This is a genomic window from Enterococcus sp. HMSC072F02, assembly GCF_001837725.1.
In the GTDB taxonomy this organism is placed as follows: Bacteria; Bacillota; Bacilli; order Lactobacillales; family Enterococcaceae; genus Enterococcus_B; species Enterococcus_B lactis.
On the sequence record NZ_KV833977.1, the window covers coordinates 39194 to 52925 of the forward strand.

General features: G+C 38.0%; 10 protein-coding genes and 1 pseudogene. 2 read left to right on the forward strand and 9 right to left on the reverse strand.

The window, feature by feature from the left end:
- The 7 genes and pseudogenes from HMPREF2731_RS13345 to HMPREF2731_RS13375 all read right to left on the reverse strand — a co-directional run bounded on the left by HMPREF2731_RS13345 (window position 1) and on the right by HMPREF2731_RS13375 (window position 8737).
- A complete protein-coding gene (locus HMPREF2731_RS13345; protein ID WP_070873158.1) occupies window positions 1-1725 on the reverse strand; it encodes a sensor histidine kinase in 1725 nt (574 codons plus the stop codon).
- The gene (locus HMPREF2731_RS13350) at window positions 1718-2332 is read right to left on the reverse strand and encodes a YesL family protein (protein ID WP_002292277.1); all 615 of its coding nucleotides are present in this window, start codon (window positions 2330-2332) and stop codon (window positions 1718-1720) included. The genes HMPREF2731_RS13345 and HMPREF2731_RS13350 overlap by 8 nt, the downstream gene beginning before the upstream one ends.
- Before the next feature lie 255 nt (window positions 2333-2587).
- Window positions 2588-4048 (reverse strand): ABC transporter substrate-binding protein, encoded by a 1461-nt coding sequence (locus HMPREF2731_RS13355; RefSeq protein ID WP_002329924.1) that lies wholly within the window; start codon window positions 4046-4048, stop codon window positions 2588-2590.
- A gap of 36 nt (window positions 4049-4084) precedes the next feature.
- Window positions 4085-5005: pseudogene (locus tag HMPREF2731_RS13360) on the reverse strand (carbohydrate ABC transporter permease).
- 11 nt (window positions 5006-5016) lie between these two features.
- On the reverse strand, window positions 5017-5964 hold the full coding sequence (locus HMPREF2731_RS13365; RefSeq protein WP_002292271.1) for an ABC transporter permease: 948 nt from the start codon (window positions 5962-5964) through the stop codon (window positions 5017-5019).
- Between the two features lie 358 nt (window positions 5965-6322).
- Window positions 6323-7042, reverse strand: a complete 720-nt coding sequence (locus HMPREF2731_RS13370) for a pseudouridine synthase (RefSeq protein WP_002292270.1) — start codon at window positions 7040-7042, stop codon at window positions 6323-6325.
- Between the two features lie 48 nt (window positions 7043-7090).
- Window positions 7091-8737 carry a putative polysaccharide biosynthesis protein gene (locus HMPREF2731_RS13375; RefSeq protein ID WP_070873160.1) on the reverse strand — a complete coding sequence of 549 codons (1647 nt, stop codon included), beginning with the start codon at window positions 8735-8737 and terminating at the stop codon, window positions 7091-7093.
- Between the two features lie 178 nt (window positions 8738-8915).
- Here HMPREF2731_RS13375 and HMPREF2731_RS13380 point away from each other — a divergent pair, with 178 nt between their 5' ends.
- Window positions 8916-9506 (forward strand): YitT family protein, encoded by a 591-nt coding sequence (locus HMPREF2731_RS13380; protein ID WP_002292268.1) that lies wholly within the window; start codon window positions 8916-8918, stop codon window positions 9504-9506.
- A gap of 105 nt (window positions 9507-9611) precedes the next feature.
- Window positions 9612-11117, forward strand: a complete 1506-nt coding sequence (locus HMPREF2731_RS13385) for a UDP-N-acetylmuramoyl-L-alanyl-D-glutamate--L-lysine ligase (RefSeq protein WP_002292267.1) — start codon at window positions 9612-9614, stop codon at window positions 11115-11117.
- A gap of 727 nt (window positions 11118-11844) precedes the next feature.
- On the opposite strand, the gene celB is transcribed toward HMPREF2731_RS13385, so the two are convergent.
- Together celB and HMPREF2731_RS13395 are read right to left on the reverse strand one after the other, a co-directional pair.
- Window positions 11845-13200 carry a PTS cellobiose transporter subunit IIC gene (gene celB / locus HMPREF2731_RS13390; RefSeq protein ID WP_002292266.1) on the reverse strand — a complete coding sequence of 452 codons (1356 nt, stop codon included), beginning with the start codon at window positions 13198-13200 and terminating at the stop codon, window positions 11845-11847.
- Entirely contained in the window at window positions 13200-13718 is a 519-nt protein-coding gene (locus HMPREF2731_RS13395; protein WP_002292261.1) for a hypothetical protein, read from the reverse strand. The genes celB and HMPREF2731_RS13395 overlap by 1 nt, the downstream gene beginning before the upstream one ends.
- Window positions 13719-13732: the final 14 nt, after the last annotated feature.

A 13732-nucleotide genomic window follows, 5' to 3' on the forward strand; every position in this document is an offset into this window, starting at 1 on the left:
TCACCCCTCCTTGAATGTAATAGAAACAGTCAGTCCACCTGTCTCATTATTCTCAAGCGACATGTAATAACTGCTGCCGAAGTTGGCACGTAAACGTTCATTCACGTTTTGCAGACCGATTGATTCGTGAAGTTCCACTTTGGGATGAGACAGTTTTTCTTCCACCTGTTTTAGCCGTTTTTCAGTCATCCCTCTTCCATTATCTTTGACGATGATCCTTACCCGCTTGTCTTCCTGTAAGACTTTGACACTTAGGGCATTATCAAATCGAGTAAAATCAATACCATGTTTAAAATAATTTTCAACTAATGGTTGAATCACAAATTTAGGTACTTCAATCTTTTCCAAATCAGGATCGATCATAAAATGATAGGCCACTCGATTAGGATAACGCACTTGATATAAATAGACATATTTTTCGAAAAAGTCCAATTCTTCTTTCAAAGTGATCGTCTTCTCTTGATTTGTGTTGTTTCGGAGCAAGGCAGAAAAAGCATATACAACATCTGCTAATTCTTCGCTTCCTTCGCTGATTGCATACATTCGGATATATTCTAATGTATTGTATAAAAAATGCGGATTAATCTGTGCTTGAAGCGCCCGCATATGTGCATCTTGCTGTTTGATTTCTAGTTTGTAGATGTCTTCGACAAATTGATTGATGCTATCCAACATTTCGTTGATACCGATCGAAAGTTCCTTTAGTTCATATTCCGTTTTTGTTGTATCAATCCGTGTTTCTAAATTTCCTGCTGCTGTTTGCTCCATTGCCTGCATGACGACGGATATTTGCTGTGAATATCGTTTGAATGTTTTATAAAGAAAGATAAGCAATATACTGTCTAAAACAATGATACCGACAATCAGAGGGGCAAGGTTTTTCCCCGTTTCGGTTTTTACGCTTTTTTTATCTAATACAGCTAATATTCGGTAATCATCCGACAGTTCTTGATGCTGAACAAAATTATTTTTTCTCAGATTAGCAATTGGCAATTGTGAATTTTTCTGAAGACTCTCTGAGATAATCGTTTCTTGTCTTCCAAATGTTTCTTTAGCTATTTTATTATCATGGAACGTATACAAGCGATTTGTCGTGCCAGAAATCATGTATAAAGAGAGTCCATTGAATGACGTTAGATTCTCTAAAATCGTATCTAGCTCTTTCTTTTGGAAACCGATAAAAATACTGCCTGACTCAGCTCCTCCTTGGGTGATAGGCAACTTGATATAAAAGGCGTCTAGTAATTTCGGCGTTCCGGCTTTTACTTCTCCGCCTTTGTTTTCTCTAGAGGATTCATAGTACTCCGGTAGCTGATTCAACACGATATATATCGCACTTAGTTCTTCATAATTTATATAAAGATCTTTGATTTGATTTGGGAAAGAAACTAATTCGTCGGTACTGTTTTGCTGCTCATATACATACATCAAATACTGATCTATGGGTTTTGTTAAGTAGGTAGTGACATTTTCGATTTTTTCGGAATCACCTACAAGCTGGTTTTTAATGATCCTACTCAAAGTTGTTTTGTCATTCAGCATTCTGCTTGTACTTTGAACGGCATCACTTGTCATGTTTTCTGCCTGCTTTTGGTTTTGATCCCACGTATGGACACTAAAAATAACAGTAGCAGTCATCGTTACACCAATCATGATAACCGCATATTTCCGTAATAGCCGATTCAGTAAGGTTCCTTTTGAAAATAGAATCCGGATTTTATTCATAACTTTCCAACTGTTTATCTAACTCTTCACGCCACTGTTTCGTCATCGTACCATTCCAAACCGTCAAAAGACCAATGACACCAAATAAAATCAATCCTTTGAATTGCCAAGTCACAGCTATAATTACACTGCTACCAATAATTATTTTTAGAAAAGACGAAAAGCTGGAAAAAACCGAAATAAAACTCAGCTTTAGCAGATTAGGAACAGAGATCGTATATTCACTGTCTAAAATCATACTGTATTGATAAGTAGCAAATAGGCAAAACAAGGCAAAAAGCAAAATAAAATCAATAGCTAAAAAAATGAGCCCTTTGATTTGAACAGATAGATATAGATTGTAGCTCAATAAAGCAGTACTAGATAAAAATAAACTAAATAGCAGATTTCCTCTTAAAAAATTTCTTTTATATATATTCCAGCCTCTTTTTAACGTGATTTCTTTATACTCGAATCCATGTAAATAAAATAACTCATTGACTGTTTTCCATGCCGTACCTAATCCAAAGATGATTCCGCCGACAAACGTGTATATCCAGAAATATAAGGTTAGTTTTATAACGACCCAGATCCGGATAAACAACTCTTCCAAAACCTTCCCTAACATATCTTCTCCTCCAAACATTAAGTTTATACTTTCTCATTATACAAAAAAAGGTTGGGCAATCAGCACCATGACCTGAGTATTAAAGGTTGTAAAAGAGCTGCCCTGCATCAAGTAATAAGAACAGCCGAACAAAAATAGCTCTCTACGTTTTTCGTTCGGTTGGGCTGATTGCCGCAGATACAAGGTTTTGAACACCATTCATTCGGAACAAGAGGTTGCGACACGTTTTTGTCACAACCTCTTTGTCTTTATTCATTATTGTTCTTGTCGAAACTCGTCATATTGTTTTTGCATTTCTTTCAATACCTTGTCATAACCAGCTTTATCTAAAGCTTCTTTTAATTTCGGCAATGTTTCATCTGGATCAACAGTTCCTGTATTCAATCCATCCAAATACTGGTTCATGACATTTGAAATATTACTTAATTCTGTTTTTACATTGTCCGTGTTGAAGCTGAACCCTAAAATCGGTGAAGTTTCTGCTTCAGCAATCGATTGGTCGCGGTTGGCAATCATGTCATCCGTAATGGACTCTTGTGTATATAGAATCTTATTGTTTCCTGTATTCCAAGCAGACATATGTGTGTTTGGCTGATAACCATCTAGCAATTTGATTTTATCCTCTGAACCATCGACTTTTTCCCATGCTTCTCCTTCGATTCCCCAAACAAGTCCATTCAATAATTCTGGATCACTGTTAAGTAGGCCTAGAAGTTCTACTGATTTTTCTTTATTTTTTGAAGTATTGGATACGACAAAATTTGCCATTTGTGCTTGAGCTGTAGATTTCAATGGAACAGTAATTGCTTTTGAAACTAGTTCTTGTTTTGCTGCATTTGTCAAAATCGTATCGCCATAATCATAGGGTCCTTGTGTTTCTCCACGCATCAGCCAAGTATTTCCTTCTAGTGGATAGTCCTTATTGCTCGTTGCAGCGTCACTTGGAATGAGTCCTTGTTTGTACCAGCTATGCATCGTACGCAACAGTCCGATATACGTTTCATTGTCGTATTGGTTGATGATTTTTGAATCATCTCCATCCAGATCAATAGCAAATGGTAAAGTGTTCCCTAAAGGATAGTCAAAGTTTCCTTGGACTTTGAATCCTTGTCCAATGGCAAAAGCGGCCGTGTTTGGTTCTTTTTCATGGAATTCCTTCAAAACTTTTTCTGCATCAGCGTAAGATTGGATTCCATCAATTGAAAGATCATATTTATCTAGTAAAGCTTTGTTAAAAGTAAGTACTTGTTGAGCAAAGACATTTCCATTTACTGGAAAGGCATATAATTTCCCATTCACCAAATTTCCTTTGATATAAGCTTCATCTAAATCATTATACGCTTTTTCAGCATACTTAGGCGCTAATTCAGTCAAATCAGCAAAGGCTCCTTTTTGAGCATTGGAAACATAGTTGTTCGCAAAGGCGATATCGTAATTTTCTCCGGAAGAAATGATGACGTTCATTTTCTTTTCGTAATCGCCCCAACCAATGTAATTGATATTGACTTTTGCACCAATCTCTTTTTCGATTCGTTTGTTTGCCACTTCCATCAATTGATCGAAATTATCCGGTTTATCACCGATTTGATACATCTGCAAAGTGTCCGAATCACTAGCTTCTGCTTGCTCTTTAGAACCAGAACCTCCGCATGCCGCTAATGTACCTACCAATAATGCTGAAACACCTGTAAAGGCTAGTTTCTTCCATAACTTCATTTTTCTTCCTCCTAGTTTTATGATTTTTATATTTTTTTATTCTTTTACTCCACCGATCGTTAGACCTTTGACAAAATGTTTCTGGAAAAATGGATAGCTGATCGCAATAGGCAACGTAGAGATAACTACGATCGCCATTCTGGCGGATTCTCCTGGAACTGAAGCTAGCCCACCTGTCAATTGGCTTCCTGCTCCTGAATTTTGCGTCAGATATTGAATATTACTTTGGATTTTCATCAAAAGATACTGTAGTGGAACCAGCTTATCATCTTGAATGTATAGTAAAGCATTGAACCAGTCATTCCAGTAGCCCAATGCGGCAAATAAGCTGATTGTCGCGATACCAGGAACAGCTAACGGTAAAACGATTTGAACGAATATTCGAAGTTCGCTAGCTCCGTCGATCCGCGCCGATTCAATAATCGAATCAGAGACCGAACGTTTAAAGAATGTGCGCATCACAATAATATTGAAGGGGCTGACAGCCATTGGCAAGATCAATGCCCAAATCGTATCTTTTAACTGGAGAAGATTTGTCATAACAAGATAATTGGCTACCATTCCTGGTGAGAACAACATCGTAATCAAACAAAAAACGGTAAAAAAACGACGGAATGGAAAGTTTGACCGCTAAATCGCATAAGCATATAAAGAAGTAGCCGTGCTATTGATCAGGGTACCTAAAACAGTAACAAGTACAGTGACGAAAAGCGCTTGCAAAATTTTATCCTGCATCTGGTCGAATAAATACGTATAACCAAATAGACTGAATTTTTCTGGCCAAAAACTGTACCCGTGCGTCGACAATATGGACTCATCGGTAACAGAGATGGCAATAACAAATATGAATGGCAAAACACAGGAAATAGCAAAGAGTGCAATCATTATATTAGAGAAAAAATTGGTCGTCTTATTGAAAGAACGGACTTGGACTCTCTCCACTTTCTTTTTTTTCATTTTTTTCCTCCTTAGAATAATGCAGAATCGCTATCAAAACGACGGGCGACCGTATTTGTGATCATCAATAAGACAAAACCGACAACTGATTGATAAAGGCCTGCAGCAGCCGTCATACCAAAATCTCCTGTGGATGTCAGCCCATTGTAGATATACGTATCCAAAACTTGAGTCACATCGTACAATGCACCGGAATTCCTAGGAATGTTATAAAACAGGCCAAAATCAGCTCGAAAAATGTTTCCTACGGCTAAAATCGTTAAAATCGTCATCAATGGAATCAGTTGTGGTATAGTCACATGTTTGATTTGCTGCCATTTGCTAGCTCCATCAACCATAGCAGCTTCATAATAAGTCGGATCGATTCCCATAACAGATGCAAAGTAAATGATGCTGTTATAACCAATCCCTTTCCATGTACCGATGAATACTAAGATAAATGGCCAATATTTCGGTTCATTATACCAATTGACAGCTTCTCCTCCGTGTCCAGTAATCCACTGGTTGAATATTCCTTTGTCGGGACTTAAAAAGGCGTAAACGAAGTAACTGATAATGACCCAAGATAGAAAATAAGGGAGCAACGACATCGTTTGATAAACTTTAACAAGTCGTTTATTTCTCAACTCGCTCATAATGACTGCAAATACGACTGAAATGAACAGATTTAAAAGGATAAATGTCACATTATATAAAATTGTATTTTTAGTGATGAGAAATGCTTGGTCCGAAGAAAATAAAAATTTGAAATTTTCCCAACCCACCCAAGGACTTTCCCTCAGGCTAGCCAGGAACCCATCTGCTGAAATATGAAAATTTTTGAATGCTACGACATTCGCCATTACAGGTATGTAAAAGAAAAAAATCATCCAAAGCATACCCGGTACAGCCATCAGGACAAGTGCTTTATAACGCCATAGATTCATAAAAAAATGATTGAACCCCTTTCGTTTTTTCATCTAAAAACCCCTTTCGATTCATTCGCAACGTTATTATAGCGCTTTCAATAATGAGAATAAATAAACAAAGTATAGGGAAAATGAAACAAAGTATAGGAGAGGTTGTGAAATCAGCGTTTTGTCCTGAGTATTAGACAGATCGTGACCTTGCTATCTAACTCCGAGTCACAACGAGCAATGGGGACTGTGACAAAAGTCTTGTCACAGTCCCTTCTTCCGAACAAACGGTGTTCCAGAAGTAGCTTCTACGGAAATAAGCCGAAATTTCACAAAAAAGCCATCCAAAAGTCAGACGGATAAGTCTGCTTTTCAGATGGCGCTACAACTACACTGCTTATTCTTTTAGCTGTCCATTCACTTATTTTTCTCTCACTTGTTCTAGCTCTTCTTTGGTCATGGGGCGATACTGCCCTCTATTCAAATCTTTAGGAAGACAAAAATTCCCCATACGGATTCTTTTTAAATATAAGACTTCTTTTCCTACTGCTTTGACCATTCGCTTGACTTGGTGGAACTTCCCTTCATGCAAAATCAGACGGATAATTGAAGTTTCTGACTCTTGATCTACTTGATCGATTTGGAGTTTTGCCGGCAATGTCTGCTCATCACCATCAATAATCAGTCCTTCTGCAAATAAACGGATATCTTCTTCTGTCATTATGCCGTTAACCTCAGCTAGATATTCTTTCTCCACGTGTTTTTTTGGTGATAATAACTGATGGGCAAATACCCCATCATTCGTTAAAATCAGGAGGCCTTCCGTGTCTTTATCCAATCGGCCAACTGGAAAAAGATCTTCCCGATAATCTTGATCTTCCAACAAATCGATTACGGTTTGATCATGATTATCCTGAGTAGCAGAAATGACTCCTGCAGGTTTATGCAAAATATAATAAAAATCTTTTTGATACGCAATGATTTCTCCTAAATAAGTAACCGTATCTTCAAACTCGTTTACTTGCGCTTTATCGCTTTTGACCACTTGTCCATTGACTTCAATCGTTCCTTTTTTGATCAATCCTTTGACTTCTTTGCGGCTACCAAGTCCCATATCTGCTAAAAATTTATCTAAACGCATGCGTTTCCCCCATTTCAAAAGAGCATTGATTCTGCTCTTCCCATTCACTTATTTTATTTTTAATTTGTGTCGTAAACGCGCTATTCCTGGTCCTAGTAGTCTTTCTGCCAAACGGATTTTCAAAGCTAAATAACCGTACACCAATGCCCCTATACCTGCTACTGCAAGAATCAATAATAGAGACTGGAATTTGCTATCTTCATTTAAGAAAGTCCCAAAAATCATCTTTGTGATCCACGAAGCAAAAAGCATAATCAAGGTAAGAATAAAGATCAGTAATGTCCTACGCCAGACAAAACTTGGTTTAAAGCGAGCTACTTCATGGATCCTCTTTAAGATCAAGGTACAAGACACAGCAAACCCGAGCATTGTCGCTAATAAAGGGCCATACACTTCAAATAAACGAATGGCTGGATATTGAAGAAGTAGTTTCACCAGAAACCCAACAACCAAATAATTGATTGCCGCCCTGTTTTCAAACATTCCTTGCAGCATGTTGGAAACTAGCATATATAACCCTAAGAAGAGTCCTACAAAACTTGCTTGGATCAGTACATTGCTTCCTAGAGAATCTGGTGTATAAAATAATGTGTTGAGCGGATAGGCAAGTAACATGACACCAAATGTCGCTGGAAACATAAAAAATGAAAACAGTTGTAAATTTCCGCTCGTCAATTTTGCCAGTCCTATTCGATCTTTCAACGTAACAGCTTCTGTAATCAACGGTAACCCGGTAGACGCGATCGATGTTGCCAATGCGATAACTACCATTGTCAATTTATCTGGATTGGCACTAAAAATCGAAAAAAGATCTAGCAACTGTGCATTGGAATATTCAGTGGATGCAGACATGACCCTCATAAAAGTGAATTGATCGACTAATTTGAAGATTGTTACCCCTGAACCAACGATAATAAACGGTATTGCTTCTTTAATGGTATCTAACAACAATTCCTTCGTTGCAATATTTACTTTGTTTTCGCTGTAGTGGATAAATGCAGATGTATACGCTTGATGTTTCTTCAAAAAATACAAAAGGACAAGGATACTTGCTAGCATACCGATAAATGCCGCGAAAGTTGATTGCGTGACCGCCGTCACATAATCGCCATTCATGACTTTCATGATGATGAATGTAGCCAACAGCATATAAAAAATACGTGCAACTTGTTCAACGATCTGCGACAGCGCATAAGGCATCATCTCTTGGTTCCCTTGAAAATACCCTCGTATCACACTCATACAAGGAAAAACCAATACAGCGATACTCAAAGAGCGCATCGTTGGAATCAGTTCTTCTCCGCCACCAGAAGCATGAGCTAGCCAAGGAGAGGCGATGTACATGAACAAAGCGAACAACAGACCTAACCCGCCCATCATCTGTAATGCCCGGATGAACAATCGTCGTGAAGTGCCATATTCATTCAACGAATTATATCGCGCGGTTTGTTTTGCGATCGCCGCGGGTATTCCTGCTGTAGAGATCAGTAGAAACAATGCATATATATTGTACCCCATATTGAATAATCCATTGGCAGCCTTAGCATTTTCGCCCATCCAAGCATACCAAGGAATGATATAGACAGCTCCTAGCAACCTTGAAATGATATTACTGGCGGTCATCCAAGCAGAGCCTCGTGCCATTTTTTCTTGCGGTGATAATTGATCTAATGCTGGTTTTCTTTGATTATCCATCGGTCAGATTCCAACTTTCTACAAAACATTACTATCATTTTAATTGGTAAAACAGAAACTGGCAATCGATTTTATATAACTTTTATAAGAACGATTGTTTTTTTGAATTCGGTTTCGTTTTTTTGGTAAAGTAAAGAAATATACAGCCTTTTATGGCTAACATTTATAGGAGATATCAATGACACAAGAAATAAAAAAACTACCCGTTATATTTTTAGGTCTTTTCTTTATCACAGTTGGATTGAATTGGTTCTTGCTCCCTCATGATATAGCTTCCGCCGGAGTGGGCGCAATCGGACATTTAGTTGAAACGGCCTTTTCTATCCAACGCTCAGTTACTGTTTGGAGCATCAATCTTATGATGCTGCTTCTAGCCGCTGTTCTATTAGGAAAATCAATATTTTTTAAAACTGTAGCGGGAAGTCTGCTTTTTCCTGTTGTTTTAGAAATCGTTCCAAAAGTGGAAATGCTCTCCTCTCATTTCTTCTCACTGATTTCAGGAAGTCTTTTGTTCAGTCTTGGCGTTTACACATTGTACACCGTCGGAGCCTCAAATGGCGGGATAACGATACCGCCAATTATTTTTCACAAATTTTTTCGGCTTCCAATGCCGCAAGGACTGTTACTTACGAATAGCCTTATCATCTTTTTGAATTATTATGTATTTGGATGGTTGGAGACACTGTTCGTTCTCCTATCTATTACAGTCAGCTCATTGTTTATGAAAATACTCATCCGCTTGTCCCCTGTGTCAAGAAAATTTGAATAAAGCTGGATTTTGTCACAGCGGAATCAAACGATATATATCAAACGATATATTGAAAAGAGTGTGCTATAATAAATCAAGAAATTGAATGAAGCGAGGGATCAATCAATGAGCTTCTCTTTAGAAGACATCCGTCATTTACTATTAAAAGAACATCTATTAAAAGAATTTGTTTCAACAAAAGGCTGGCATCTTGATGTACCAGAAAAAGCTGAATTTCTTCAGTTAAGTTATGATTCAAGAAAAGCTGATGCTTCTACTCTGTTTTTCTGTAAAGGAATGAATTTCAAAGAAGAATATTTGGATTCAGCGATCGAACAAGGTATCCAATATTATGTATCAGAGCAGCCATATGAAAATTCAGCAGTAGGCATCATTGTGACGGATATTCGTAAAGCAATGGCACTTCTTGCTATGGCCTTTTACGACTATCCACAAAATAAATTGAAAGTGATTGGATTCACTGGAACAAAAGGTAAAACAACTGCTGCGTACTTTACTAAAGCAATCTTGGATCACACAACGAATAAAAAAACTGCATTGCTTTCTACGATGAATACAACGCTAGATGGCAAAACGTATTTCAAATCCCATTTAACAACGCCTGAGTCATTAGATTTATATCGTATGATGGCAGAAGCAGTTAAAAATGGTATGACTCATCTAGTGATGGAAGTTTCTTCCCAAGCTTACAAAACACAACGTGTGTACGGGTTGACTTTAGATGTAGGAATCTTCTTGAATATCTCGCCTGACCATATCAGTCCGATCGAACATCCGACATTTGATGACTATTTCTATTGCAAGCGTCAATTGATCTTAAACTCAAAAACAGTTGTTTTGAATCACGAAAGTGACTATTTTGATTTGCTTAAAGAAACCGCCGATCTATTCCAGATCCCAACGATCACTTATGGTCGTTCGGAAGAAAGCAATTATCAAGTGATTCATTCAGACAAAGGTACCCACGGGTTTACTTTATCTTCTCGTCAAGATCACTTAGCTATCTGCGATACTGCTTATGATATTTTGCTGGCCGGAGGATTCAATCAAGAAAATGCAGCCAGTGCGATCATTGCCGCAGCACTAACAGGTGCCTCCAGTCAAGATGCACAAGCCGGATTAAAAGAAGCTCGTGTACCAGGCCGAATGGATCAATTGATCCAATCAAATGGGGCGCATGTCTATGTGGACTACGCACATAATTATCTAAGTTTGAAAACATTGCTGGAATTTGCCAAAAATGAACATCCAGACGGTCGTGTAATTGTTGTATTAGGCAGCCCAGGGAACAAAGCAATCTCCCGTCGACATGATTTTGGAAAAGTGCTATCAGAAACAGCTGACGTTGCCTTTTTGACGGCAGATGACCCAGCATTTGAAGATCCGCAAAAAATCGCGGAAGAAATCAATGAAGCAATTACTAATCCAGAATTGATCGTTCATTATGAAATGGACCGTCCTGAAGCGATTCGGCGTGCTTTAGCAGAAAGTACTCCGCAGGATTCAGTCGTCATTGCGGGAAAAGGGGTTGATCCCTATCAAAAAATCAATGGTGTAGATGAACCTTACGAAGGGGATTATGCAATCGTGAAGCGGTTGATTGAAGAATAATGTTATTTATATTCTAGTAGACGGGACGCCATGAAAAGAAAACTTTTCATAGCGTCCCGTCTATGGAATTATCAAGAAAAGTTGCCGGAACTACAATAATTTTTATTGTTTCTTTATCATGCCTCTTAAAGATAGCGCTTTTATTTGTTTTGATTACTGGCTCTTCTATCGTTGCTTTTAGTTTATTATTCCTGTCTTTTCAATAATATAAAAGTGGTTATTATGAAAAAATTTTTCAACTTAGCTAACGGTATCTTTTTTCTGTCATTTTTCTAACTTTGAATTTGCAAAGTGGCAAAATGGGGGCCGTTATTTTCAGAAATCTCCATTTGCCAGTTGATGCATCGATTGTTGGATGGTTACTGCTACTTTTTTCTTACTTGATGAGTCGGAAGCATCAGACTAAGTTTTTCGCGCGCTTAGGCGGAAGGGTTGCTCTATTTTTTCTAGTCGTTTATCTGATATTCACATGCCTAGGTTTGCTTCAGTCGCTCGGTATTCTGCCTTGATACTTCGTTCGAATCATATTGACTATAATAAATAGAGGCTGGGACAGAAGCGTTTAACTCCAAGAAATAAGAAGAAATTCACGAAAATTGCTTTTCAAATTTTTGTGAATTTCAGCTTATTTCCGAAGGAGTTGCTTCTGCTTCCGCCGTTTATACGTGTTTAGAGCGTGAGACAAAAGTGTTCTTTACTTTTGTCCCACGCTCTATTTTCTTAGAAATCAGTTAGCTGACTTTTCACTAGCTGATTCTGCTGCCTTTTCTCTTTCTTCATTCAATAATTTACTATCATAAAATTTAATAAATGGGAACCAGATAATGAATGCGATGATTGCACAAAAGACAGCTAGCACAGCTGCTTTCCAATCACCCCCACTGCCGACAAATGCGCCAATTCCAACTGGTGAAGGCCACGGCATCTGTGCAAGCATCGGTTTAACGATTTCCAGCCGAATGGCAAAATAAGCGAGTGTAGCAGAAGCCATCGGTGCTAAGAAAAACGGAACCGCTAAATAGGGATTGTAGACGATTGGCATCCCGAAAATAATTGGTTCGTTGATATTGAATAGTCCTGGTACAAGAGAGGCTTTTCCTAACACTTTCAGCTGATCCGATTTCGCGAGGAATGCAATAAAGATGATCAATCCTAAGGTCGCGCCTGATCCACCAACGGTTACATAAGAATTGTTGAATTCTCCTGCCAACGGATAATTTGCGCCTTGTGCGTTAGCTGCCATATTAGCTAATACGATTGGGGTCAAGAAAGAAGTGATGATATTCGCTCCATGGATACCTACGATCCACAATGCATGGATCAAGAAATAAATCACCATGACACCAAGCCACGTATTCGTCAGCTGCGTAACAAACCCAAATGGGATAGCAATCATTTTGAAGATATCCGTTCCTAGTGCAACTAATAATCCATTGATGATCATCACCACAAACGCAATGACAAATGTTGGGATCAGAGCGGTGAAAGAACGAGAAACTCCCGGCGGAACAACATCTGGCATTTTTATGACCCAATTTCTCTTGACACACATACAATACAATTCGACCGCAATAATCGACATAATAATAGCTGTAAAGATTCCTGAAGTTCCTAAACGTTCGACAAAAGAGCCCATCCGTATCCCATTTACTACAGTTTCTGTCTCATTGATAGAAGCAATCAAGCTGATTTTACCATCGGTCATGATCAACTCAGGGATACACATAAAGAATGCAAAAACAGATAGTAATGCCCCCGTGAGCGGATTAACATTCAACTTTTGTTCATCTCGTTCAATTGACGTTAATTCATAAGCAAACACAATGGCAAAGTAAATAGATAAAATACCCATCGTCATTGTATTGACGATCATGTACAAGTCACTAACTTTGAAAAAAGTTGCATTAAAAAATCCTTCTAAAAATGGGAACGGTAATGGCAAAATATTCAAAACCAAAAACATCGAACCTACGATCGTGAAAGGAATAGAAGCCATCCCCGCTGCCATGACAGCCCGAACGATTTTAAGTTGCGCAATTTTCCCCATAGGTCCCATCAGGTATTTCTGCAAAAAATCAAACATTAATTATTCTCCTTTCCTAAATACAACGCTTTTTCATATTGTTTTATACGGATATACTGCTGATCTTGATTGAGCGAAATTTTCTTTAAACGATACTGGATAAATACACTGACAAAAATACCGCTTACAATAAGAATGAAAACAAATAGCTGTCCTCTATTGTTATTTGCCATAAAAGGATACAAGAGTGTAAATCCTGAGGTGAACAACACTGGAATCAATAATATATTGCAGACACCCTGAAACAAAAAATACCGCTTTGTCCATGGAACATTCGTTTGGTGCTTTCGATAAAGCTTTACTTGTTCTCCTACTGCAGGCAAAATAGCTAAAAGTAGAACCATTGGTAAACTGCTTCCTAAACTTTTAGCTGATAGAAGCAGAATCATCCATTGCATGTTCATGAAAAAGAAAAAGGCAGTCAGATAGCGTACGAACAGATAACGATTGAAATACATGTTTTTCAAACTAAGTTGCTTTTTTTCTAATTCGATTTTCCTTTTTACTGTATCCTGCACAATAAATCTTCCTT

Bases quoted from the DNA above. Each gene is read 5' to 3' on its own strand.
- HMPREF2731_RS13350 (WP_002292277.1), bottom strand. From the start codon at position 2,332: ATGTTAGGGAAGGTTTTGGAAGAGTTGTTTATCCGGATCTGGGTCGTT.
- HMPREF2731_RS13380 (WP_002292268.1), top strand. From the start codon at position 8,916: ATGACACAAGAAATAAAAAAACTACCCGTTATATTTTTAGGTCTTTTC.
- celB (WP_002292266.1), bottom strand. From the start codon at position 13,200: ATGTTTGATTTTTTGCAGAAATACCTGATGGGACCTATGGGGAAAATT.
- HMPREF2731_RS13370 (WP_002292270.1), bottom strand. From the start codon at position 7,042: ATGCGTTTAGATAAATTTTTAGCAGATATGGGACTTGGTAGCCGCAAA.
- HMPREF2731_RS13365 (WP_002292271.1), bottom strand. From the start codon at position 5,964: ATGAAAAAACGAAAGGGGTTCAATCATTTTTTTATGAATCTATGGCGT.
- HMPREF2731_RS13355 (WP_002329924.1), bottom strand. From the start codon at position 4,048: ATGAAGTTATGGAAGAAACTAGCCTTTACAGGTGTTTCAGCATTATTG.
- HMPREF2731_RS13375 (WP_070873160.1), bottom strand. From the start codon at position 8,737: ATGGATAATCAAAGAAAACCAGCATTAGATCAATTATCACCGCAAGAA.
- HMPREF2731_RS13345 (WP_070873158.1), bottom strand. From the start codon at position 1,725: ATGAATAAAATCCGGATTCTATTTTCAAAAGGAACCTTACTGAATCGG.
- HMPREF2731_RS13385 (WP_002292267.1), top strand. From the start codon at position 9,612: ATGAGCTTCTCTTTAGAAGACATCCGTCATTTACTATTAAAAGAACAT.